The sequence below is a fragment of the Pseudomonas umsongensis genome (assembly GCF_012647205.1).
GTDB lineage: Bacteria > Pseudomonadota > Gammaproteobacteria > Pseudomonadales > Pseudomonadaceae > Aquipseudomonas > Aquipseudomonas umsongensis.
In genome coordinates this window covers 462,227-486,578 of the sequence record NZ_CP051487.1, presented here as the reverse complement: position 1 = coordinate 486,578, position 24,352 = coordinate 462,227, and the positions used below count along the sequence as shown (strand labels likewise).

22 protein-coding genes and 1 pseudogene are annotated in these 24,352 nt (G+C 60.7%); 8 read left to right on the top strand and 15 right to left on the bottom strand.

Annotated features, from left to right (window positions below; translation table 11 throughout):
• Positions 1-63: 63 nt before the first annotated feature.
• The 8 genes and pseudogenes from hisI (at position 64) to HGP31_RS30860 (ending at position 5,116) form a co-directional block, all read left to right on the top strand.
• Positions 64-465 (top strand): phosphoribosyl-AMP cyclohydrolase, encoded by a 402-nt coding sequence (gene hisI, locus HGP31_RS02175; protein WP_033045332.1) that lies wholly within the window; start codon positions 64-66, stop codon positions 463-465.
• Positions 458-790, top strand: coding sequence for a phosphoribosyl-ATP diphosphatase (locus HGP31_RS02170; RefSeq protein ID WP_007899279.1), 333 nt, complete (start codon positions 458-460; stop codon positions 788-790). Before hisI ends, HGP31_RS02170 begins: the two co-directional genes overlap by 8 nt.
• Before the next feature lie 25 nt (positions 791-815).
• Positions 816-1,088 carry a twin-arginine translocase TatA/TatE family subunit gene (locus tag HGP31_RS02165; protein ID WP_020801012.1) on the top strand — a complete coding sequence of 91 codons (273 nt, stop codon included), beginning with the start codon at positions 816-818 and terminating at the stop codon, positions 1,086-1,088.
• Between the two features lie 10 nt (positions 1,089-1,098).
• Positions 1,099-1,524 (top strand): Sec-independent protein translocase protein TatB, encoded by a 426-nt coding sequence (gene tatB / locus HGP31_RS02160; RefSeq protein WP_033045334.1) that lies wholly within the window; start codon positions 1,099-1,101, stop codon positions 1,522-1,524.
• Entirely contained in the window at positions 1,521-2,315 is a 795-nt protein-coding gene (tatC, locus tag HGP31_RS02155) for a twin-arginine translocase subunit TatC (RefSeq protein WP_008058092.1), read from the top strand. The genes tatB and tatC overlap by 4 nt, the downstream gene beginning before the upstream one ends.
• A complete protein-coding gene (locus HGP31_RS02150; protein ID WP_033045335.1) occupies positions 2,312-3,019 on the top strand; it encodes a 16S rRNA (uracil(1498)-N(3))-methyltransferase in 708 nt (235 codons plus the stop codon). The genes tatC and HGP31_RS02150 overlap by 4 nt, the downstream gene beginning before the upstream one ends.
• Before the next feature lie 180 nt (positions 3,020-3,199).
• Positions 3,200-4,261, top strand: a pseudogene (locus HGP31_RS30865) (methyl-accepting chemotaxis protein); the annotation flags it as partial.
• Positions 4,253-5,116, top strand: coding sequence for a methyl-accepting chemotaxis protein (locus HGP31_RS30860; protein WP_371106624.1), 864 nt, complete (start codon positions 4,253-4,255; stop codon positions 5,114-5,116). The pseudogene HGP31_RS30865 and the gene HGP31_RS30860, both read left to right, overlap by 9 nt.
• A 134-nt stretch (positions 5,117-5,250) precedes the next feature.
• Here the strand turns inward: HGP31_RS30860 and HGP31_RS02140 are convergent, their stop codons facing one another.
• From HGP31_RS02140 to HGP31_RS02070, 15 genes are all read right to left on the bottom strand, one after another.
• The gene (locus HGP31_RS02140) at positions 5,251-5,985 is read right to left on the bottom strand and encodes an amino acid ABC transporter ATP-binding protein (protein ID WP_168757097.1); all 735 of its coding nucleotides are present in this window, start codon (positions 5,983-5,985) and stop codon (positions 5,251-5,253) included.
• Entirely contained in the window at positions 5,978-6,937 is a 960-nt protein-coding gene (locus HGP31_RS02135) for an amino acid ABC transporter permease (protein ID WP_042955487.1), read from the bottom strand. The genes HGP31_RS02140 and HGP31_RS02135 overlap by 8 nt, the downstream gene beginning before the upstream one ends.
• Before the next feature lie 139 nt (positions 6,938-7,076).
• The gene (locus HGP31_RS02130) at positions 7,077-7,874 is read right to left on the bottom strand and encodes a transporter substrate-binding domain-containing protein (protein WP_168757096.1); all 798 of its coding nucleotides are present in this window, start codon (positions 7,872-7,874) and stop codon (positions 7,077-7,079) included.
• Positions 7,875-8,116: 242 nt separating this feature from the next.
• Positions 8,117-10,687 (bottom strand): glucans biosynthesis glucosyltransferase MdoH, encoded by a 2,571-nt coding sequence (gene mdoH, locus HGP31_RS02125; protein ID WP_033042739.1) that lies wholly within the window; start codon positions 10,685-10,687, stop codon positions 8,117-8,119.
• Positions 10,680-12,497, bottom strand: coding sequence for a glucan biosynthesis protein G (locus tag HGP31_RS02120; RefSeq protein WP_033042742.1), 1,818 nt, complete (start codon positions 12,495-12,497; stop codon positions 10,680-10,682). The genes mdoH and HGP31_RS02120 overlap by 8 nt, the downstream gene beginning before the upstream one ends.
• Before the next feature lie 320 nt (positions 12,498-12,817).
• Complete coding sequence (gene dtd / locus HGP31_RS02115; protein ID WP_020798516.1) at positions 12,818-13,255, bottom strand: D-aminoacyl-tRNA deacylase; 438 nt, start codon at positions 13,253-13,255, stop codon at positions 12,818-12,820.
• On the bottom strand, positions 13,252-14,223 hold the full coding sequence (gene pip, locus HGP31_RS02110; protein WP_033042745.1) for a prolyl aminopeptidase: 972 nt from the start codon (positions 14,221-14,223) through the stop codon (positions 13,252-13,254). The genes dtd and pip overlap by 4 nt, the downstream gene beginning before the upstream one ends.
• A gap of 221 nt (positions 14,224-14,444) precedes the next feature.
• On the bottom strand, positions 14,445-15,248 hold the full coding sequence (gene hutG / locus HGP31_RS02105) for an N-formylglutamate deformylase (protein WP_033042748.1): 804 nt from the start codon (positions 15,246-15,248) through the stop codon (positions 14,445-14,447).
• 10 nt (positions 15,249-15,258) lie between these two features.
• On the bottom strand, positions 15,259-16,464 hold the full coding sequence (hutI, locus tag HGP31_RS02100) for an imidazolonepropionase (protein ID WP_020798512.1): 1,206 nt from the start codon (positions 16,462-16,464) through the stop codon (positions 15,259-15,261).
• A gap of 133 nt (positions 16,465-16,597) precedes the next feature.
• Positions 16,598-18,130 (bottom strand): histidine ammonia-lyase, encoded by a 1,533-nt coding sequence (hutH, locus tag HGP31_RS02095; RefSeq protein ID WP_020798511.1) that lies wholly within the window; start codon positions 18,128-18,130, stop codon positions 16,598-16,600.
• A gap of 118 nt (positions 18,131-18,248) precedes the next feature.
• The gene (gene hutH / locus HGP31_RS02090; RefSeq protein ID WP_033042749.1) at positions 18,249-19,772 is read right to left on the bottom strand and encodes a histidine ammonia-lyase; all 1,524 of its coding nucleotides are present in this window, start codon (positions 19,770-19,772) and stop codon (positions 18,249-18,251) included.
• 157 nt (positions 19,773-19,929) lie between these two features.
• On the bottom strand, positions 19,930-20,760 hold the full coding sequence (locus HGP31_RS02085) for a quaternary amine ABC transporter ATP-binding protein (protein WP_020798509.1): 831 nt from the start codon (positions 20,758-20,760) through the stop codon (positions 19,930-19,932).
• Positions 20,757-21,608 carry an ABC transporter permease gene (locus HGP31_RS02080; RefSeq protein ID WP_008058061.1) on the bottom strand — a complete coding sequence of 284 codons (852 nt, stop codon included), beginning with the start codon at positions 21,606-21,608 and terminating at the stop codon, positions 20,757-20,759. The genes HGP31_RS02085 and HGP31_RS02080 overlap by 4 nt, the downstream gene beginning before the upstream one ends.
• 70 nt (positions 21,609-21,678) lie before the next feature.
• Entirely contained in the window at positions 21,679-22,647 is a 969-nt protein-coding gene (locus HGP31_RS02075; RefSeq protein ID WP_020798508.1) for an ABC transporter substrate-binding protein, read from the bottom strand.
• Positions 22,648-22,716: 69 nt separating this feature from the next.
• Positions 22,717-24,189: a purine-cytosine permease family protein gene (locus tag HGP31_RS02070; protein WP_168757095.1), complete on the bottom strand. Its 1,473-nt coding sequence runs from the start codon at positions 24,187-24,189 to the stop codon at positions 22,717-22,719.
• Between the last annotated feature and the right edge of the window lie 163 nt (positions 24,190-24,352).

Genomic DNA, 24,352 nt, shown 5'->3' with positions numbered 1-24,352 from the left:
TGGCACACTGTTTCAACGTTGAGCCCGACTAATGATGTGTCGGGCTTGCTGTCGGAGTCGAAGATGAAAAACTGGCTGGACGAGATCAAATGGGACGCCGACGGCCTGGTGCCGGCGATTGCCCAGGACCACAAGACCGGGCGCGTCCTGATGATGGCTTGGATGAACCGCGAAGCACTGGAACTGACGGCTGCCGAGAACCGCGCCATCTACTGGTCGCGCTCGCGCGGCAAGCTGTGGCGCAAGGGCGAAGAGTCCGGTCATGTGCAGACCCTGCATGAGATGCGCCTGGACTGCGACGCCGACGTGATCATCCTGATGGTCGAGCAGATTGGCGACATTGCCTGTCATACCGGCCGCCAGAGCTGCTTCTACCGCGTTTTCGAGAACGGCGACTGGACGACTGTCGACCCGGTCCTGAAAGATCCGCACGCCATCTATTGCGCAGGACACAAACATGAGTGACACGTTGACCCGTCTGGCCCAGGTGCTGGAAGAGCGCAAAGGCGCCGCCGCCGACAGCTCGTACGTCGCCAGCCTGTACCACAAGGGCTTGAACAAGATTCTGGAAAAAGTTGGCGAAGAGTCAGTAGAGACCATCATTGCCGCCAAGGACGCCGCCATCAGCGGCGACTGCAGCGATGTGATCTACGAAACCGCCGATTTATGGTTCCACAGCATGGTCATGCTCGCCCAATTGGGGCAGCATCCCCAGGCTGTACTCGATGAACTGGACCGTCGCTTCGGTCTGTCCGGACACGCCGAGAAAGCCTCGCGCCCGTCCGCCTGAATAACTATTAGAGAGGAGCAGCAGCATGGGCATTTTTGACTGGAAACACTGGGTCGTCATCCTGGTTGTCGTGGTACTGGTATTCGGCACCAAGAAACTGAAAAACCTCGGCACCGACGTCGGCGAGTCCATCAAGGGCTTTCGCAAGGCCATGAACGACGACGAAAAACCGGCCGACCCGACCGCGACGCCGGCCCAACCGGTTCCGCCGGTTCAGCCACAGGCCACTGTTAACCAGCCGCACACCATCGACGTGCAGGCGCAAAAAGTCGAAGAGCCGATCCGCAAAGACTCGTGAGCACTGACTAATGTTTGGTATCAGCTTCTCTGAACTGCTGCTCGTTGGCCTCGTCGCCCTGCTGGTGCTGGGCCCCGAGCGCCTGCCGGGCGCTGCGCGTACCGCCGGCCTGTGGGTTGGCCGCCTCAAGCGCAGCTTCAACGCAATCAAACAGGAAGTTGAACGTGAAATCGGTGCCGACGAGATTCGTCGGCAACTGCACAACGAGCACATCCTGTCGCTTGAGCAGGAGGCCCGCAAGATCTTCTCGCCGACCCAGCAGCAACCGACACCTGTCGAGCCTGCAGCGTCGCCGACGATTCATGCGCCTGTCGTTGAATCTGCGCCAGTCGAAGTTGTACCTGTCGCAACGACCCCGGTCGAACACGTTGCACCTGCGGCGGCGCCCGTTGCGCCGGCCCCTCAAGACCCAACATTGCCGCCGCGAGCCCCATGAGCGATCTTCCTGAAAACGACCAGCACATGCCGCTGGTTTCGCACCTCACTGAGTTGCGTACCCGCCTGCTGCGCTGCGTAGCGGCGATCTTCATCATCTTTGCCGGGCTGTTCGCCTTTACCCAGCAAATCTACACCTTCGTCTCGACACCGCTGCGGGCCTACCTGCCAGCCGGTGCGACGATGATTGCCACGGATGTGTCGTCGCCGTTCCTGACGCCACTGAAGCTGACCATGATGGTGTCGTTGTTCCTGGCGATTCCGGTGATCCTGCACCAGATCTGGGGCTTCATCGCACCGGGCCTGTACAAGCATGAGAAACGCATCGCCGTGCCCTTGCTGTGTTCGAGCATCGTGCTGTTCTACGCCGGCATGGCGTTCGCCTATTTCCTGGTGTTCCCGCTGATCTTCAAATTCTTCGCCGCCGCCACCCCGGCCGGCGTGGAAATGATGACCGACATCACCAGCTACCTCGATTTCGTCATGACGCTCTTCTTCGCCTTCGGCGTGGCGTTCGAAATCCCGGTGGCCGTGGTGCTGCTGGTGTGGATCGGCGTGGTCGACGTGAAGTACCTGAAGAAAATCCGTCCGTACGTGATCATCGGCTGCTTCGTGGTCGGCATGATCCTGACCCCGCCGGACATTTTCTCGCAGACCCTGCTGGCCGTACCGATGTGGCTGTTGTTCGAGATCGGCATCCTGTTCGGCAGCCTGATCAGCAAGCGTGGCGAGCATCCGGACGACCAGCCTGCCGACGATAACAACGACCAGCCGCCAGCGACCCAACCGTGAACCTGCTGCTCCTTGAAGAGGCCGACTTTATTGCGGCCGACCGGGTGGTTCTGCGCGATCGGCGGTTGACCCACATGCAGGAAGTCCACCGCTGCGAAGTGGGTGACAGCATGCGTGTCGGCCGCATCGACGGGCTGATGGGCTCGGCGGAGGTTCTGCGCCTGGACGCCAACGAGGCGGAACTGCGCGTCACCCTCGACCAGCCCCCACCCGCCAAGTTGCCGTTGACCCTGGTCCTGGCCCTGCCGCGGCCCAAGATGCTGCGCAGGGTGTTCCAGACCGTCGCGGCCATGGGTGTGCCACGGGTCGTGCTGGTGAACAGCTATCGCGTCGAGAAGAGCTTCTGGCAGACACCGTTCCTGGAGCCCGAGGCCATTCGCGAGCAATTGATCCTGGGCCTCGAACAAGCCAGGGACAGCGTGTTGCCGCAAGTCGTGATCGAGAAACGCTTCAAGCCGTTCGTCGAAGATCGCCTGCCTGCCATTACCGAGGGCACTCTCGGCCTGGTTGGTCATCCAGGCCAATACCCGCCCTGCCCCCGCGCCCTCACCGAGCCCGTGACCCTGGCCATCGGCCCGGAAGGTGGCTGGATCCCCTACGAGATCGACTTGCTGGGCAAGTCCGGCCTGCAACCGGTGCAGCTGGGCGAGCGCATCCTGCGCGTGGAAACTGCCGTTACCGCGCTGCTCGCCCGGCTCTTCTAACCAAACACCGCCCCCCTGTAGGAGCGAGCATGCTCGCGATGGCCAACAGAGCGCCGCAGGGTTTCAGGCAGCCAGCGTCATCGTTAACGACCTTCGCGAGCATGCTCGCTCCTACAGGATTTCCCCCGCCTGCCGATATACCTCCCATGAAACCAATGTTTGCTTCGGGAGAGTTGCAGCATGTACCAATCGCTAGCCGATAAACTGGGGAACGTAAGCGTAAACCGCAAGCTGGGCGTCGGCTTCGGTCTTGTGCTGCTGCTGACGATGCTGATCACCTTCACGGGCTGGACCGGCCTGAGCGACGTCACCCGTCGCGGTGATACGCTGGGGTTCATTTCCGATATCAACGGGATGACCAAAGACCTGCGCATCGCCCGCCTGGATTACGAAATGCGCCGCGGCGAACAAGGACCCGCCGCCGTCAATGATTTGCTGGGCAAGCTCGACACCAGCCTGCAAGCGGCTCGCCGGATGATCGAGCAACCCGCCGACGTGACCATGGTCGACCAGCAATTGGCCGCCGTCAGCCAGTACAAGCAAGCCTTCGCGTCCATGACCCAGATCAGCGCCAGTCGCGAAGATGCTCGCAGCAAATTGGGCGCCACCGCCGACAATGCCGTGGCCAAAGTCGCCGAAGTCGAACAATCCCTGCTGCAAGGCGACAGCGTGGCGCAGTTCAATAGCGTGATCGACTTGAGCAAATTGATCCAGCAAGCGCGTTTTCAGGTCCGTGGCTACACCTATAGCGGCAAGGCCGAGGCAGAACAGCCAGCGCTGGACGCCATCGACAACGCCCTGAAATATCTGCAAAGCCTGCCGTCGAAGCTGCCAGAACAACACATCGCTAACTTGCAGCAAGCAACAGACTCGCTCAGGGCCTACCGCGCCGCGGTCATCCAATACCACGATTCCCAGACCGCCAGCGCCGATGCATTCAAACATATGGCTGCCCAAGGCGAGATTCTGCTCGACGTCAGCAAGAAGCTCACCGTCTCGCAAACCCTGGTGCGCGATACCGACGTAGCGCACGCCAAGAACATGCTGTTGCTGGCCACCCTCCTGGCCTTGGTCATAGGCCTGTTTGCCGCCTGGGCCATCACCCGGCAGATCGTGATTCCGCTGAACCAGACCCTCAAGGCGGCCGAACGCATCGCCGCCGGCGACCTGACCCACAACCTGGTGTCCCGTCGCCAGGATGAACTTGGCCAACTGCAGCGCGCCATTCAGAGCATGACCCAAGGCCTGCGCGAATTGATCGGCGGCATCAGCGACGGCGTCACGCAGATCGCCAGCGCCGCCGAGGAACTGTCGGCCGTCACCGAGCAAACCAGTGCCGGGGTCAACAGCCAGAAGGTCGAGACCGATCAGGTGGCGACCGCCATGAACGAGATGACCGCAACGGTGCAGGAAGTCGCACGCAACGCCGAAGAAGCCTCGGAGGCCGCTGTAGCAGCCGACCAGCAGGCCCGCGAAGGTGACAAGGTAGTCGGCGAAGCCATCGCGCAGATCGAGCGCCTGGCCAAGGAAGTGGGTCACTCCACCGAGGCCATGGGCGAGCTCAAGCGCGAAAGCGACAAGATCGGCAGCGTGCTCGACGTGATCAAGTCGGTGGCCCAACAAACCAACCTGCTGGCGCTCAACGCGGCTATTGAAGCCGCCCGTGCCGGTGAGGCGGGGCGCGGTTTTGCCGTGGTCGCTGATGAAGTGCGCAGCCTGGCCCAGCGTACCCAGAAGTCCACGGAAGAAATCGAAGAGCTGATCGTCGGCCTGCAAAGCGGCACCCAGCACGTGGCCAACATCATGGACAACAGTCGCGCCCTGACCGACAGCAGCGTGGAACTGACCCGTCGCGCCGGCGGCTCACTTGAAAACATCACACGCACGGTGTCGGCGATCCAGGCGATGAACCAACAGATTGCCGCCGCGGCTGAACAACAGAGCGCCGTGGCCGAAGAGATCAACCGAAGCGTGCTGAACGTGCGTGATGTGTCGGACCAGACGTCGGCTGCGAGTGAAGAGACGGCGGCGTCCAGCATCGAGCTGGCGCGATTGGGGACGCATTTGCAGATGCTGGTGGGCAAGTTCAGGGTTTGAGGTGATGCGAGAGCCTCGGTTCGCCTGGGACCGAGGTGATGCCTTCGCGAGCAGGCTCGCCCCACAGGGTTCTGTCGTACACAGATCCACTGTGGGGCGAGCCTGCTCGCGAAGGGATTGAGCAGCCGGTGAAGTTACAGAACTTGACGAAGAAACGCCTGCGCCCGCGGATCCTTCGGCGCATCAAAGAACTCTGCCGGCGAAGCGTCTTCAAGCAGCTTGCCATGGTCAAAGAACAACACCCGGTCCGCCACTTCACGGGCAAAGCCCATTTCATGGGTGACGCAGACCATGGTCATGCCTTCCACGGCCAGTGTCTTCATCACATCCAGCACTTCGCCAACCATTTCCGGGTCGAGCGCCGAGGTCGGCTCATCGAACAGCATCACCTTCGGTTCCATCGCCAGCGCACGGGCAATCGCTACCCGCTGTTGCTGACCGCCGGACAGCCGCGACGGAAATTCGTTGGCTTTCTGCGCAATACCGACCTTTTCGAGCAGCCCCATGGCCTTGGCCTCGCGCTCTTTCTTGCCGCGCTTGCGCACGACTTTCTGCGCCAGGCACAGGTTTTCCAGCACGGTCATGTGCGGGAACAGGTTGAAATGCTGGAATACCATGCCAACTTCACGGCGGTAGGCGTTCACGTCGGTTTTCGGATCGGCCAGTTGCAGGCCGTCGATGCTCACTGAACCGGAATCGAACTCTTCCAGGCCATTAAGGCAACGCAAGAAGGTCGACTTGCCGGAACCGGACGGACCGATCACCACCAGTACTTCACCCTTGGCGACGGTCGTGCTGACGTTGTCCACCGCGCGCACCACTTGGCCGCGGGTGTCGTAGACTTTTACCAGATCGCGGACTTCAATCACTTTGCGCGAGCCTCCGCTCGAGCCGGCTGGCGATTTTCGACAGCGGCAGGTTAATCAACAGGTACAGGCCGGCGACGCAGAACAGGATTTCGAATGGCGAGAACGAGGTGGTGATGACTTCGCGACCGCTCTTGAGCAGTTCGGTAATCGCGATCACCGACACCAGCGACGTGTCTTTCACCAGACTGATGAATTGCCCGGCCAGCGGCGGCAATACGCGCTTGAACGCTTGCGGCAGCACCACGTGGCGCATCGACTGGCCAGCATTCAAGCCCAGCGAGCGCGCGGCTTCGTTCTGCCCACGGGCGATCGACTGCACGCCGGAGCGGATGATCTCTGCGACGTAGGCGCCGGTGAACAGCGACAGCGCGGCGATCCCGGCGAATTCCCGGGACAGGTTCATTACAGTGCCGATGAAGAAGTAGAAAATGAAGATTTGCACCAGAAGCGGCGTACCGCGCACCAGTTCGACGTAGATGGTCGAGAGGTCGCGCAGGGTCGGGTTATTCGACAGCCGACACAGGCCCGTCGCCAAGCCAATCAACAGGCCGAGCACGCCGGACACCACGGACAGCCACAATGTGGTCCAGAGACCCCACAACAGCGGTCCGGCGGCCCAGTGGCGGGTTACGCCAATCACATCGCCTTCGGCCACATCATCGCCCTGGGCGACTTGCAGGCTGTTTTCGTCGACGATCAGGTGTTGTTCGTCGCCTGCGTCATTGCGCAGCGTGACCTCAGCTTTATCGCCCTTGCGCACTAACTCGCTGACGGTGGAGATGTCGGCGGCGCGCTGGGATTCTTCGGCGTGGTAGGCAAAGTACTGCGGTACGCGGTTCCAGCGCCATTCGTACGACATCAGCGAGGTGGCGTAATACAACGCGCCAGCCAGGCCGATCAGCACCAGCACGGTCAGGACGTGCCAGGGCCATTGGGCTTTTTTCTGTTTCATGAACGCTTCTCTGATTCGCTCGTTCCCACGCTCTGCGTGGGAATGCATCCTGTGACGCTCTGCGTCACGCTTGCGAAGGGACGCGGAGCGTCCCGGGCGGCATTCCCACGCAGAGCGTGGGAACGATCAAGTAGAGGTGTTACTCCATATCCTTCTGCCATGCGGTGTCTTTGAACCACTTGTCATGGATGCGATCGTAGGTGCCGTCTTCTTGGATCTGGTGCAGGAAGTTGTTGATGAAGTTGATGCTGTCGTAGTCACCCTTCTTCAGGCCGAAGGCCAGCGGCTCGTAGGTGAACGGCTTGTCGAGGAACACCAGCTTGCCGTTGCCGACCTTGTTCACGGCGACAACGTTGTAAGGGGCGTCGTAGATGAAGGCATCGGCCTTGCCGTTGACCACGTCGAGCACCGCTTCCTGCTCGTTGTCGTAGCCGTGGTACTTGGCTTTGGCAATGAGCTTTTTGGCGACCATCTCGCCGGTGGTGCCGAGCTTGGAGGTGATGCGGTAGTCGGCGGTGTTCAGGTCTTTGTAGGACTTGATGGTGCCTTCCAGCTCCTTGCGGATCAGCAGGGTCTGGCCGACCACGATAAACGGTTCACTGAAGTTCAGGCGCAGGTTGCGCTCCTGGGTCAGGGTCATGCCGCTGCCGATCATGTCGAACTTGTCGGTCAGCAGGGCCGGGATGATACCGTCGTAACCAGTGGACACCAGCTCCAGCTTGACGCCCATGGCCTTGGACATGGCTTTGAGGATGTCGACTTCGAAACCGATGATCTCGCCGCGCTTGTTGGTCATTTCGAACGGCATGTAGGTCGGGTCCATGCCGACTTTCAACGTGCCGCGCTTGACCGCGTCATCAATGGCACCGGCCTGCGCCGCGCTGACTGCAACCAATGCCGTGACGCCGACCAGCAGCATCGACAGATACTTCTTCATCTTCAAGCCCCCAAAACCATTGCGTTTGCGGCACGAAATCGACAGTTTTCCTGAGAAAACCGATAGATACGGACGCAAAACGGTCCGGGCGCACCAATTCGGGGACGGATGCTAACGCACCTGTCCAATTGCACAAGTTTTTTGGGCAATTGATCGTTCCCACGCTCTGCGTGGGAATGCAGCCAGGGACGCTCCGCGTCCCAACGATCAATAAAAAACCCGCTTTCGCGGGTTTTTTTTCGTTACGCCAACTGAGGCTGTGCGCTCAGCGGCTGAAGCGGCAACAGCGGTGCATGGGGGTCGGCCTGGACCGACTTGCGCCAAGCACCCAGCCACTCAGGGTGACCCTCGCTCCAGACCTGATCATGCAAACGAGCCAATGCAACCGGGTCGCTCAGCAACTGTACCCGCTCATTGTTGGTCAAGCCTTCAGGCCCGACTTTCATCGCGTGCCGGACCCGCTCCACCCGCAGCCATTCGATCGGCTCGGCCTCACGGTGCCGCGAGGTCGCCAGCGCACACGCCAGGGCGTTCTGCTGTGGATCGACCACCGCGCGGATGAAGCCTTCCTTGAGCGCGTGATAACGGTTTTCATGAGTGTACTGGTCAGTCGCCAGCAACGCCTGCGGTGGATTGTATTCCTCTGGAATCAGGAACAGGCTCTCGTCACGGGACTTGAGGCCCAGGCCGACGCGGCTGGAAATCACCGACACCGGGATCGACAACATCAGCGAACCGACGATCGGTACCAACCACCACAGGAAGCTTGGGTTCAGCCAGATCACCAGCAGTGCCCAGAAGAAACCGAGCAAGGTCTGCGGACCGTGGCGCTTGACCGCTTCGCTCCAGGGTGTGGAGTCGTCGTCACGCTGCGGCGAGTTCCAGGTCGCAGCCCAGCCGAGGAATGCGGCGAGCACGAAACGGGTGTGGAAAATCATCCGCACCGGCGCCAGCAGCATGGAGAACAGCATCTCCAGCAGCATCGACAGCGTGACCTTGAACTTGCCACCGAACTCTTTCGCGCCCTTGGCCCAGATCAGGATGATGCTCAACAGCTTCGGCAGGAACAGCAGCACGATGGTGGTCGAGAACAGCGCAATCGCCTTGTCCGGATGCCATTGTGGCCACAGCGGATAAAGCTGGCGCGGTTCGAGGAAGTATTGCGGCTCCATCAACGTATTGACCGCCAGCAGCGCCGTCGACAACACCAGGAAGAAGAACCACAGTGGCGCCGACAGGTAAGACATCACGCCAGTCAGGAACACGGCGCGGTGCACCGGGTGCATGCCCTTGACCAGGAACAGGCGGAAGTTCATCAGGTTACCGTGGCACCAGCGTCGGTCACGCTTGAGTTCGTCCAGCAGGTTGGGCGGCAATTCTTCGTAGCTGCCTGGCAAGTCGTAGGCAATCCACACGCCCCAACCGGCACGGCGCATCAGCGCGGCTTCGACGAAGTCGTGGGACAGGATCGCACCGGCAAACGCGCCTTTACCCGGCAACGGCGCCAGGGCGCAGTGCTCGATGAACGGCTTCATGCGGATGATCGCGTTGTGGCCCCAATAGTGGGATTCGCCCAACTGCCAGAAGTGCAGGCCAGCGGTGAACAGCGGACCGTACACACGGGTGGCGAATTGCTGCATACGCGCATAAAGGGTGTCCATGCCCGACGCACGTGGCGCGGTCTGGATGATCCCGGCGTCCGGCGTGGCTTCCATCAGGCGCACCAGGCTGGTCAGGCACTCGCCGCTCATCACGGAGTCAGCATCGAGCACCACCATGTACTTGTAGTCACCCCCCCAGCGACGGCAGAAGTCGTCGAGGTTGCCGCTTTTACGTTTCACACGACGACGGCGGCGACGATAGAAGATCTTGCCGAAGCCACCGGCTTCGCGGCAGACGTCCAGCCAGGCTTGCTGTTCGGCGACGCAGATGTCGGCGTCGTTACTGTCACTGAGCACGAAGAAGTCAAAGCGATCCAGGTCACCTGTGGCGGCGACCGACTCGAACGTTGCACGCAAGCCGGCGAATACACGAGGCACGTCTTCGTTACAGATCGGCATCACCAGTGCGGTGCGCGCATCCTTCGGAATCGGCTCGTTGCCAGCGCTTTTGCCGGAGATACGATATTTATCGTGACCAGTGAGCAACTCGAGAAAGCCCATCAGTGCGGTCCAGAAACCGGCCGAGACCCAGCAGAACAAAATTCCGAACAGGATCAGGATGCTGGTCTGCAACGCGTACGGCAGCACTTGCGTGGCGGTCTGCAACAGCGGTTGGTGCAGGACTTCATCAAGGTCGACGAACGACCAGCCCTGGTACGGCATGATGCCTTTCATGTACCAGCCGGCGACGATGGTTTGGCCGAGCATCAGCACCAACAGAATGTAGCGACGGATCGAACCGACCGTGCGCCAGCGCGCCGCCGGCAGCACGTTCTCGTCTTTCGGTGGTTTCGGCGGGTTGGTGCGACCGGTTAGACGTCGCCAGCCGCGCACCAGGATATTGGTACGCCATGGCTCCGGCACGACCTTGGTCCGTCGAATCGGCGGGGTCGCCTTCAGGCAGACGCGACCGCTGGCGTCGAGCGCCAGCATTTCAGCGTCCTGCAACTCTTCGGCGGTGCTCAGGGTCAGGCGCTTGCCAACCGATGCCTGGGCGGCCTCGGTCGGGGCGTCAAATGTCGAAGACGACAAACGCTCGTGCAATTCGCTGAAGGACTTGCAGCCCGCGAGTTCCGCGCGCTGCTGGTCGGTCATCGGCAGATGTGCCAGGTACTCGGACAGAGTCTCTGGCTGAACTTGAGAATTACTCATCGGCAGGCAACTGGTAGCTCCAGGTCTCGGTCAGGACTTCTTCAGTCGATGCCGATTCCGGTGTGGCTGGGACCGCGTCGGCAGCAGCAGGCTGCTTGGCGTCATTGTTGTTCGCCTTGTCCTTGGCATCTGCGACTGGCTTGGCTTCGGCCTGCTTGGCCTCGGCGGCCTTCGCTTCCTTGTCCGCTTTCTCCGCTTGCTTGGCGGCAACTTTGTCGGCCTTGGCAACGGAAGAAGTGGATGCTGGAATCGAAGTCTTGGCCAGATCGGCAGGCACGATGTTCTGCACCAGTGCAGCACGCATCTCGGTGGACTTGCCCGGGTCCTTGATCTTCATCCGCAGAGTCAGGCGCCAGCCCTTGGTTTCAGGGTTGTAGCGCACGCTGTTCTCGACCAGTTCGGCGTTTTCGCCGACGCTGACCTGGCTGCGAACATCCGTATCCGGGGCCAAAGCTGCCAGGGACGGACCTTCGAAGTCCACCAGATAGGCAACGCTGCCGTCCGGCTGACGAATCAGGTTGGACTGCTTGACGTCACCGGTGGATTTGAGGGTCTGACTGACCCAGGCACTGTCCGGTGCGTGCAGCGCCGCTTCGTCCATGGTCCAGTGCATGCGATAAGCGAAGTCCAGCGGCTGGCCTGGCTCCGGCATCTTTTCCGGGCTCCAGAACGCCACGATATTGTCGTTGGTTTCGTCGGCGGTCGGAATCTCGACCAGATCGACGGTGCCCTTGCCCCAATCGCCCTTCGGTTCGATCCAGGCGCTTGGGCGCTTGTCGTAGCGATCGTCGAGGTCTTCATAGTGGCTGAAATCACGACCGCGTTGCAGCAAGCCGAAGCCACGCGGGTTCTCGACGGAGAAGTTGCTCACCGCCAGGTGTTTCGGGTTGTTCAGCGGACGCCAGATCCACTCGCCGTTGCCGGCATGGATCGCCAGACCGCTGGAATCGTGCAGCTCACGACGGTAGTTCAGCACTTTCGACGGCTGGTTGGCGCCGAACAGGAACATGCTGGTCAGTGGCGCGATGCCCAGTTTGCCAACCTTGTCGCGCAGGAACATCTGCGCCTTGACGTCGACAATGGTGTCGCTGCCCGGACGCAGGGTCAGGCGGTAGGCGCCGGTCGCCCGTGGCGAATCCAGCAGGGCGAAGATCACCAGGTGCTTGTCGCCCGGTTTCGGCTGTTGAATCCAGAACTCGCGAAAACGCGGGAACTCTTCGCCGGACGGCAGTGCGGTATCGATCGCCATGCCGCGAGCGGACAAGCCGTAGACGTGACCCTTGCCGACCACGCGGAAGTAACTCGCGCCCAGCATGGTCATGATTTCGTCTTGCTTGTCAGCCTTGTTGACCGGGTACAGGACGCGGAAACCGGCGTAACCCAGTTGCTCGGTGGCCTTGGGATCGAACTTGACGTCGCCGAAATCGAAACGACTCGGGTCGTACTTGATCTCTTCGACGGTGTTCGCCGTGATTTCGTTGATTTTCACCGGCGTATCGAAATGCATGCCCTGGTGATAGAACGACAGCTTGAACGGGGTCTTCTGATCGGCCCATTCGGCTTTTTCAGTCAGGAAGCGAATTTTCTGATAATCGGCGAATTTCATCTCGCGGAATTCGTTCGGCAGGTTACTGCGCGGAGCTTCGTACTTTTGCCCGGCCAGCTCTTTTGCCTTGACCGATACATCATCCAGACTGAATGCCCAAAGCTGGCCGGCGCTGAGCAGGCACAGCAGTGCCGAGCCCGCTACCAATGCGCTACGAAACCGTTTGGCAGTCAATTTTGGTGCGTTACAGGGACTAACAATCACGAGCAACCCTCGCCGAAAACAGATCAAAAAACCAACGGCCAGTTAAAGGGCCAGCAGGTATCCGGCGCGAAAAAGCCGACCCTGCAGACCACTCTTGCCAAGTTGGCGAGCATTGTTCCGACTCCGCTGGGGCAAAATGATTCCCCAATCGGATCCGGACAAGTCTCTACCTAAGTCAAAATGGACCAACGAACGCTGATCCCCGTAGCGCGCGATTATCTAGTAGGCCGCGTTACAACGCATCAGGGATAACAAAGTATTTATCGGGATAAACGCCTGTTTTCGACCGAAAAGCGCTTAAAAAGATGTTTCAAGCGCTTTCAGGTCTGTAACAGAAAGGTAACCGGGCCATCATTGACCAGGTGCACCTGCATATCCGCGCCGAATCTACCTGATGCCACAGTGCCATGCACCTGTTTCGCTTTGCTTAATAGATAGCCGAAAAGCTCCTCGCCCAAGGCCGGGGGGGCCGCGGTCGAGAAACTCGGTCGCAGCCCGCTCTTGGTGTCGGCGGCCAGGGTGAACTGCGAGACCAGCAACAACCCGCCACCCACATCCGCCAGGGACAGGTTCATCTTGCCCTCAGCGTCGCTGAACACACGATAGTTAAGCAGCTTATTGAGAAGTTTGTCGGCGCTGGCCCGCGTGTCGTCGGGCTCGACGGCTACCAGCACCAGCAAACCCTGGTCGATTGCGCCGACCACCTGCCCCGCTACCTCGACCCGCGCGCCGCGCACGCGTTGCAGCAAGCCCTTCATGCTTCTTCAGGCGACAGGTCGAGCAAGCGCCGAGCCATTCGGTCGGCAGCGCGTACCAATGCATCGGTAATCCCCGGCTCAGCGGCGGCATGGCCCGCGTCCCGGATTATTTGCAATTCGCTATTGGGCCAGGCCTGGTGCAGCTCCCAGGCGTTATCCAATGGACAGATGACGTCATAGCGACCATGGACGATCACGCCAGGCAAATGGGCGATCTTGCCCATGTCGCGAATCAGCTGATTCGGTTCGAGGAAGGCGTTATTGGTGAAGTAGTGGCACTCGATGCGGGCGATCGACAACGCACGCTGCGGCTCGGAGAAACGATCGACCACCAGCGGGTTCGGACGCAGCGTCGCGGTCCGGCCTTCCCACGTGGACCAGGCTTTGGCCGCGTGCATCTGGGCGATCTGGTCGTTGCCGGTGAGTCGTTTATGGAAAGCGTTGAGCAAATCGCCGCGCTCGTCCATCGGGATCGGCGCAACGTAGTCCTGCCAGTAATCGGGGAACAGACGGCTGGCACCCGCCTGATAAAACCATTCGATTTCCTGCGGGCGGCAGAGAAAAATCCCGCGCAGAATCAGCCCGTGCACACGTTCCGGATGGGTTTGCGCGTAGGCCAGCGCCAAAGTCGAACCCCAGGAGCCGCCGAACAGCACCCACTTGTCGATGCCCAAGTGCTCGCGGATTCGCTCAAGGTCGGCGACCAGGTCCCAGGTGGTGTTGTTTTCGAGGCTGGCGTGGGGGGTGGAACGACCGCAACCGCGTTGGTCGAAGGTGACGATGCGGTACAGGTTTGGATCGAAGTAGCATCGGCTCGCAGCATCACACCCGGCACCGGGACCGCCGTGAATGAACACCACCGGCAAACCTTGCGGTGAACCGCTTTCGTCGACATACAGCGTGTGGGTTTCATCGACGGCCAGATCGTGCCGGGCGTGGGGTTTGATCTGCGGGTACAAAGTCTGCATTGCGCACTCCGTAAGGGGTCGAGGTCATCCCTGGGGGGACTTCTATTATTCTGCCGTTGGGCATCATAAACCCGATTTACGTCAATGAGCATGCACTTGCTGGATTGTAAATTTGCCGCCGGAAAACCTGTGGGAGCGAGCCTGCTCGCGAAGAGGGCGTGTCAAGCGCTATCCATGTTGACTGACCCACCGCATTCGCGAGCAGGCTCGCTCCCACAAGGTTACGCGTTGTAATGCTTTTCGCCCCAGGCCAGCAGGCCTTGCAGCAATTCTTTCAATACCACCTGCGTCGGCCCGGCCAGGTCCGGCCGATAACGGAACGGTTCGAACTCTTCCATATAGGTGCACTGGCCCAGCTCCAGTTGCACGGCATGAATGTTTTCCGCCGGATTGCCGTAGTGACGGGTGATGTGCCCGCCCTTGAAGCGCCCGTTCAGCACATGGCTGTAGTCCGGGTGGCGGTCGCAGATCGCTTCCAGTTGAGTTGCAAGCTGTGGATCGCAACTGGCGCCGTTGAAGGTGCCGAGGTTGAAATCCGGCAGTTTGCCGTCGAACAGGTGCGGGATGATCGAGCGGATCGAGTGGGCATCGAATAACAGCGCGTAGCCGAACTCGGCTTTCAGTCGCGCCAGCTCGTTGTGCAAGGTGCTGTGGTATGGCGTCCAGATCTGCTCCAGATAGGTCGCGCGCTCTTCTTTCGAAGGCTCCATTCCCTCATGGAACAACGCAATACCATCGAACAGCGTTGCCGGGTACAGACCGGTGGTGGCGCCGACATACAAAGGCTTGTCGTCGGATGGCCGGTTCAGGTCGATGACAAACCGCGAGTATTCGGCGGCCAGGGTACTGGCACCCAGTTCGGCGGCGAAATCGTACAGCTGCGGGATGTGCCAATCGGTGTCCGGCAGGCTTTTCGCGGCGGGGATCAACCCGGCTTCGACCGCAGGGGTCAGGCGCACACCGGCGTGGGGCATGCTGATCAGCAGCGGCACGCGGCCTTGTTTGAAGTTCAGAACCTTATCCACAACTGTTCTCCTAAACGCTCGTCTCGACGCCGTGACGCACGACGCGTTTTTCCAGGTCGCCGCCCAGCCAGTAGCACAGGTCGGCCGGACGATCGATTTGCCATGCAACAAAATCGGCTACCTTGCCCGCCTCCAGCGAACCGTGGGTAGCGGCCATGCCCAATGCCGTCGCGGCATGAATCGTCGCGCCAGCCAGGGCCTCTTCCGGGGTCATACGGAAACAGGTGCAGGCCATGTTCAACATCAGGCGCAACGACAGCGCCGGCGAGGTGCCGGGGTTGAGGTCGCTGGCGATGGCGATTTTCACGCCGTGTTTGCGCAAGGCCTCCATCGGTGGCAATTGGGTCTCGCGCAGGAAGTAGAAAGCGCCGGGCAGTAACACGGCCACTGTGCCGGACTTGGCCATGGCGATGGCGTCGTCTTCGGTCATGAATTCCAGGTGGTCGGCCGACAGTGCGTGGTAACGCGCCGCGAGGCTCGATCCGTGCAGGGAAGAAAGCTGCTCGGCGTGCAGCTTCACCGGCAAGCCCAGTTCCCGGGCAGTGACGAATACGCGCTCAACCTGGGCAGGGGAAAACGCCAGGTATTCGCAAAAGGCATCCACCGCGTCCACCAGCCCTTCGGCGGCCAGGGCCGGGAGCATTTCGCTGCAGATGTGATCGATGTAATCGTCGGCGCGATCGGTGTACTCCGGCGGCAAGGCGTGAGCCGCCAGGCAGGTGCTGCGTACGCTGACCGGCAGCTCGGCACCGAGGCGACGGGCGACCCGCAGCATCTTGCGTTCGTTGGCCAGGTCGAGGCCGTACCCGGATTTGATTTCGATGCTGGTGACACCGTCGCGCATCAGGCTTTTCAGGCGCTTGGCGGCGCTGGCGAACAGTTCATCTTCACTGGCTGCGCGAGTGGCACGCACGGTGCTGGCGATACCCCCGCCGCTGGCGGCGATTTGCGCGTAGCTAACGCCTTGCAGACGCTGCTCGAATTCACCGCTGCGGTTACCGCCGAACACCGTGTGGGTATGGCAGTCGATCAGGCCCGGCGTGACCCAGGCCCCGTTCAAGTCATTGACCACCGAGTACTCGCCGGACGGCAGCTCACGGCGCGGACCGATCCACTCTATATGTGCATCGGACGTCACGATGGCCGCATCCTCGATGATCGAGTAGACGCCCTGGGCCATGGTTGCGACGTGACAGTGTTGCCAGAGGGTTTTCATTCGGATCCTCCGATGGTTGATCGTTCCCACGCTCTGCGTGGGAATGCAGCCCGTGACGCTCCGCGTCACTGGACGCGGAGCGTCCCTAGAGCCATTCCCACGCAGAGCGTGGGAACGATCGGTTGGGGGCGGGTTAGAGGCTAGGCAGCAACTTCGCCGAAACCAGCTCGTTCAAGCAACGCGAAGCCAACAACTCGGTCGCCGCATTGATGTCAGGTGCAAAGAAGCGGTCCTTCTCATAGAACGGCACTTCCTTACGCAGGATGGCCCGAGCCTTTTCCAGCTTCGGCGACGTCTTCAGGCCATTGCGCAGGTCCAGGCCCTGAGCGGCGGCCAGCCATTCCACAGCCAGGATGCCACGGGTGTTCTCGGCCATTTCCCACAGACGCTTGCCTGCGGCCGGAGCCATGGACACGTGATCTTCCTGGTTGGCGGAAGTCGGCAGGCTGTCCACCGAATGCGGATGGGACAGCGCCTTGTTCTCGCTGGCCAGCGCCGCTGCGGTCACTTGGGCGATCATGAAGCCGGAATTGACGCCGCCATTGGCCACCAGGAACGGCGGCAGTTGCGACATGTGCTTGTCCATCATCAACGAAATGCGACGCTCGCTCAGGGAGCCGATTTCAGCAATGGCCAAGGCCATGTTGTCAGCGGCCATGGCCACCGGTTCTGCGTGGAAGTTGCCGCCGGAAATCACGTCACCTTCTGCGGCAAATACCAGCGGGTTGTCGGATACTGCGTTGGCTTCGATCGCCAGCACTTCGGCAGCCTGGCGGAACTGGGTCAGGCAGGCGCCCATGACTTGCGGCTGGCAGCGCAGGGAGTACGGGTCCTGGACCTTTTCGCAGTTCTGGTGAGAATCAGAAACTTCACTGCGCTCGCCCAGCAGGTCGCGGTAGGCGGCAGCGGCATCGATCTGGCCTTTCTGGCCACGGGCGGCGTGAATGCGTGCGTCGAATGGCGAGCGCGAACCCAGGACCGCTTCAACGGTCAGGCCACCCAGAGCCAGGGCTCCAGCGAACAGGTCCTCACCTTCGAACAGACCGCGCAAGGCGAAAGCCGTGGATACTTGCGTGCCATTGAGCAATGCCAGGCCTTCTTTCGCAGCCAGGGTCAGCGGAGTCAGGCCAGCGACTTTCAGCGCTTCGCTCGCTTCCATCCACTCGCCTTTGTAGCGCGCCTTGCCTTCACCCAGCAGTACCAGCGACATGTGCGCCAACGGGGCCAGGTCGCCGGACGCTCCGACCGAACCTTTCAGCGGAATGTGCGGATACACCTCGGCGTTGATCAGGGCGATCAGCGCGTCGATGACTACACGACGAATACCGGAGAAACCACGGCTCAGGCTGTTGACCTTGAGCACCATGACCAGGCGCACCAGCGCGTCGCTAATCGGCTCGCCGACACCAGCCGCGTGGGACAGCACCAGCGAGCGCTGCAGGTTTTCCAGGTCTTCGCTGGCAATGCGGGTCGAGGCCAGCAGGCCGAAACCGGTGTTGATACCGTAGGCGGTGCGGTTTTCGGCGAGGATCTGCTCCACGCAGGCGACGCTGGCTTCGATCTGGGCCGCGGCGCTGTGGTCGAGGGTGATTTTGACCGGTTGCTGATAAACATCACGCAATTGGGCAAGGCTCAGTTGGCCAGGAATCAAGTTAAGCGCAGTCATTTCATGCTCCTTTTGAGAGTTTGTTATTAACTACCAGACGCTCCGGATTAATCCGTTGTCCGTCGCTTCCCTCTTTTTGAAAGGGCTGGCGCCTTGGCACGCTGGTTTGGTATGGAAATCAGTTCAGATTCGGTAAAGCCTTTTGCAACAAAGCCGGGTCTTTCAATACGCCGGCAGCGGCGGCGATGTCCGGCGCCAGCCAGCGGTCCTGATCGTAGGCCGGAACGCGTTCGCGCAGCAGGCGCCACGCGGCATCGGTGCCGGCCCCGAAACGCTGTTCTTTCAGGAACTCGAAAGCCTGGGCCGCCAGCAAGTACTCGATGGCGAGAATCTGCGTGCAGTTTTCCAACGCGCGGTGCAGCTTCAATGCGGCGTTGGTGCCCATGCTCAGGTGGTCTTCCTGCAAGCCCGAGGTGACGTAGTTGTCGAGCACCGCCGGTTGCGCCAGTTGGCGATTTTCCGCACACAGCGACGCGGCGACGTACTGCACGATCATCATCCCGGAGTTCACCCCCGGGTTGGCCACCAGGAACGCCGGCAGGCCGCTGACGTGCGGGTTGATCAAACGGTCCAGGCGCCGCTCGGCGATGGAGCCGATTTCGGCCATGGCAATCGCCAGCAGGTCTGCCGCCATTGCCACGGACTGGCCGTGTGGATTGGCTTGGGACATGACGCGGAAGTTGTCCGGCGTACCCAGCAACAACGGGTTATCCGTGCAGCCATTGAGTTCGGTTTCGATTTGCTTGATCGCGTGCTCAAGCTGATCGCGAGCGGCGCCGTGCACTTGCGGAATCGAGCGGATACTCAATGCATCCTGCGTACGAATGCCTTTGCTTTGGGCAATCACTTCACTGCCATCGAGCAGCGCCCGCAAGTTGATCCCGACCTGTTGCATGCCCGGATGCGGCTTGAGGGCGATGATCTCGGCATCGAACGCTGCAATCTGGCCACGCTGGGCCTCGAAGCTCATGGCGCTGATCACATCGGCCCATTGCAGCAGGCGCGTGGCGTCGGCAATGGCCAGGCAACTGAGGCCGCTCATGCACGGCGTACCGTTGACCAGGCACAGGCCGTCCTTGGCGCCGAGTTGAACCGGTTGCAGGCCCTCTTCGGCCAACGCTTGTTGCGCCGACACGACTTGCCCGCGATAGCTGACGTTGCCGACACCCAGCAGGGCGATGCTGATGTGGGCCATGTGGGTCAGGTAGCCCACCGAACCCTGAGACGGCACTTGCGGAGTGATGCCGCGATTGAGCAACGCCAGCAAGGCTTCGACCACTCGGCGATGAATGCCGGATTTGCCGTGGGAATAGTTGCGGATCGCCGCGCACATGATCGCGCGAGTCTGCTCGTCGGCCAGTGGGGCACCCACGCCACAGGCGTGACTGAGCAAGGTATTGCGCGACAGTTGGCTGAGTTGTTCGTCTTTGAGCGAGACGTTGCACAAAGCGCCCAGCCCGGTATTCACGCCATAGGCGCGTTCGCCGCTGGTGACGATGCGCTGGACGATCGCCTGGGCATTTTCGATGCGTGCCCAGGCCTGCTCCGACAGCTCAAGCTGTGCGCCATGGCGGGCTACGGCAACCACATCCTGCCAACGCAACGGGGCATCGGCGATAACGATTTTTTCAGCCTGGGACATCTTCAACCTCTTGATCCTGATCGTTCCCACGCTCTGCGTGGGAATGCCGCCTGGGACGCTCCGCGTCCCGAAATCAACGTAAGGCTCGAGCCCTGCGCATGGGTGACGCAGAGCGTCACGGGATGCGTTCCCACGCAGAGCGTGGGAACGATCATCTTTAAACCACCGCCGCCCGTCGCTGCACGAACCGGTCGACATACTCATCCGCTGGCGAATGCAGGATCTCTCGCGGCGTGCCGACCTGGATCAGGCGGCCGTCCTTGAGGATCGCGATGCGGTTGCCGATGCGCACAGCCTCGTCGAGGTCGTGGGTGATGAAGACGATGGTCTTGTGCAGGGTCTTCTGCAGTTCCAGCAACTGGTCCTGCATCTCGGCGCGAATCAGCGGGTCGAGGGCACTGAAGGCTTCGTCCATCAGGATGATGTCGGTGTCCGCCGCCAAAGCACGGGCCAAACCCACACGTTGACGCATGCCGCCGGAGAGCTGGTGCGGGTATTTGTTCTCGTAGCCCTTGAGGCCCACGGTGTTGATCCAGTGCAGCGCGCGCTCGGCGCACATCTGCTTGCTTTCGCCACGGATTTTCAAGCCGTAGGCGACGTTGTCCAGCACGCTCTTGTGCGGCAGCAGGCCGAAGCTCTGGAACACCATGCTGATCTTGCGCCGGCGAAATTCGCGCAGGGCTTCCATGTCGTATTGCAGGATGTCCACACCGTCCACCAGGATCGCGCCGCTGGTCGGGTCGATCAGGCGGTTGAAGTGACGTACCAGGGTGGATTTTCCGGAACCCGACAGGCCCATGATCACGAAGATCTCGCCGCTGCCGATGCTCAGGGACAAATCGTTTACCCCGACCACGCAGCCGGTTTCGGCCAGCACCTGATCCTTGGTCTTACCCTGGCCAACCATCGCCAGGGCATCCTTGGCGCGGTTGCCGAAAATCTTGAAGACGTTCTTGACTTCAATCTTGCTCACGGTTGCGTTGTTCATTTGCTCACCTCATGCCGTGCGCGACCGTACGCTTGTGTAATGCGGTCGATCACCACTGCCAGAATCACGATCGCCAGACCGGCTTCCAGGCCGCGTCCAACGTTGAGGGTCTGAATCCCCACCAACACGTCTTCGCCCAAGCCACGGGCACCAATCATCGAGGCGATCACCACCATCGACAGGGCCATCATGGTGGTCTGGTTGATCCCGGCCATGATGCTAGGCAGGGCCAGCGGCAGTTGCACGCCGAACAGTTGCTGCCAACGGTTGGCACCGAAGGCGTTGATCGCTTCCATCACCTCGCCGTCAACCTGGCGAATACCCAGGTCGGTCAAACGGATCAGCGGTGGCGCGGCGTAGATCACGGTCGCGAAAATCGCCGGAACCTTGCCCAGGCCGAACAGCATCAGCACCGGGATCAGGTACACGAAGCTCGGCATGGTCTGCATGATGTCCAGCAACGGCATCAGTACCGAACGCAGGCGATTGCTACGCGCCGAGAGGATGCCCAACGGGATGCCGATCAGCACCGAAATGACCGTGGCCACCATCATTAGCGCCAGGGTCTGCATGAGCTTGTCCCAGAGGCCAACCGCGCCCACCAGGAACAGCAAGCCGACGATCACGGCGGTGGTCACGACTTTGCGGGTGGCATGCCAGGCAACGCCCGCCACGATTGCCAGCATCAGCCACCAGGGCGCCGCACGCAGCAGCCCTTCAAGATTGACGATGGCCCACAACAGAGTGTCGGAGATGCTGCGGAACACATCGCCGTAGTTGGTGACCAGCGAATCGACCCAACCGTTGACCCAGTCGGCGATGGAAAAGGTAAAGCTTTCGGGAAACATAAGAGACTCTCAATCAAGGGGTTGCGATCAAGCATCCGACAGCCGTTACCGACCGCCGGAGAAGCCCAACCTACAAGGCCGCGTCGATTTTCTTGGCTGCGTCTTCACTTACCCAGGCGTGCCAGACTTCAGGATGTTCCTTCAAGAAGATCTTGGCCAGTTTTGGCGACTCGATCCGCTCTTTGGTCATGCGACCCAGATTCTGGTTCAGCAGGTCGATCGGAATGTTGACCTTGTCCAGCACGGCCACCAGTTCCGGTGCTTCGTCGTGGAAAGTCTTGGACAGGCCGACCTTGATGGTCACGGTCTTGTTCACACCGGGTTTCTCTTCGAGCTTCACTACGTCGACCTGGCCCATCAATGGCGTTGGCGACCAGTAGTAGAAAAGGATCGGCTCGCCGCGCTTGTAGCTCGACAGTACGGCGGCATCCAGCGCCGGGCCGGTGCCAGGGCGGAAGTTGGTGTAGGTGCTTTCCAGGCCGTAGCTCTTGAGCATTTCGCTGTTGTCCAGCTCACAGGTCCAGCCGGCCGGGCAGTTGTAGAAACGCCCTTTGGATGGCTCTTCAGCGTCCTTGAACACGGCGGAGTATTTGCCCAGGTCAGCGATGTTTTTCAGGTCCGGGGCCTTGGCTTCCAGCTTGCGCTTGGCATCGCCTTCGATCACGTAGCGCGGCACGTACCAGCCTTCGATCGCGCCGACGACGGGAGCGCCGACACCGACGACCTTGCCGGCCTTCTCTGCCTTGTTCCAGACCTCGCTGCGGCCGACCCACTCTTCGGCGAACACCTGGATATCGTTGCTGCTCAGGGCGTTTTCCATGGTGATGGAGTTGCCCGGCAGGCTGTCGGTCTTGCAGTCGTAGCCTTTTTCCAACACGACTTGCATCACGTCGGTCAGCAACATGGCGCTTTCCCAGTTCAGGCCGGCGAATTTCACCGGTTTGCCCGACTCGCACCAACCCGCCGCCTGAGTGGCGCCGGCACTGGCGAGCAGGCCCATGGAAAGCAATGTGGTCAGCAGGGTCTTGTTCGATTTCATTGTAATGACGCTCCTAATCATGAATTGGCTTACGGCAGTCAAGAGGCATCCAGCCCTGTCCACGTCCAATCAGGCCTGCGCCGCAGCACGACCGGCCCTGCTTGTTATAGGTTTTACAACGCTGTCCTGCTCGACCGGCAGGATCAGGTGATCGGGCACTGAGCCGTGCCATTTTTTCGCACACACGTAGTACAGGGCTGCAGGGATCACCAGACCGATGATCCAGGAGATATCCACCCCTCCGAGGGCATTCACCAGCGGACCGGTATAGAACTTGGTGGCGATGAACGGCAGCTGCACCAGCACACCGAAAACATAGACGCTGATACCAAGGGCGTTCCAACGACCGTAGCGACCGTTCGGATCGGCCAGCGCAGGCACGTCATAACGCTCGCGGGTGATGCAGTAGTAGTCCACCAGGTTGATCGCGCTCCATGGCGTGAAGAACGCCAGCAGGAACAGGATGAAGGACTTGAACGCACCAAGGAACGAGTGCTGGCCGAGCAATGCCATCAGGGTCGCAGCACCGACGATGCCCAGCACGAACACCAGACGCTGCAAGCGCGTTACTTTCAGCTCACCACGGAAACCGCTGAGGATGGTCGCGATGCACATGAAGCTGCCGTATGAGTTCAGTGTGGAAATGGTGACCTTGCCGAACGCGATGCTGAAGTACAGCAGCGCAGCAGTGGCACCGGTACCGCCCAGGCCGACGATGTAGGCCACTTCGTGACCGGCGAATTGCCCGTTGGCCGAAGCGGCAGCGAACACTCCGAGGATCATCGCCACCTGTGCACCAATCACCGAACCTGCGCCAGCGGCAAAAAAGGTTTTCACCGAGGAAGTCTTGCTCGGCAGGTAACGTGAATAGTCGGCCACGTAAGGGCCGAAAGCGATTTGCCAGGACGCCGCAAGCGACACCGCGAGCAAGAAACTGCTCCAGCTGAAGTGGCGGATCTGCAACAGTGCGCCAACGTCAACCTGGCTCATCAGACGGCTGAACAGGTAAACAAAGGCAATCACACCAATGACACTGGCAACACGGCCGATCCAATGGATCACCCGATAACCGAGCACCGTGACCAGCACGATGACACTGGCGAAGATGAGGATCCCGACGCTGTCGCTGACGCCAAACAACTGGCCCAGCGCCTGGCCGGAAAGCACGGTCCCTGTTGCGGTGAAACCGAGGTACATCAGGCACACCAGCACGATCGGGATCGCCGCACCATACACGCCGAACTGCACGCGGCTGGAGATCATTTGCGGCAGGCCAAGCTTGGGGCCTTGCGCGGCATGCAACGCCATTACGCCGCCGCCGAGCACTTGCCCGATCAGCAAACCGATCAACGACCAGAACACGTCACCACCCAGCACCACGGCCAGGGCCCCGGTGACAATCGCGGTGATTTGCAGGTTGGCACCCATCCACAGGGTGAACTGGCTAAACAGACGACCGTGTCTTTCCGCTTCCGGGATGTAGTCGATCGAACGTTTCTCGATCAACGGTTTGTTGCCTGCACGCTCGCTGCTGACAGCCATGATTCAACCTCTGTGGATTGTTTGTCGATGTCGTTTTTGTTCTATGTAGGAGCTGCCGCAGGCTGCGATCTTTTGATCTTCGGCGTCACTGATGACGCCAAAAGATCGCAGTCTGCGGCAGCTCCTACAGGTTATGCGTCGGGCCACCCATTACAGGCGGCCC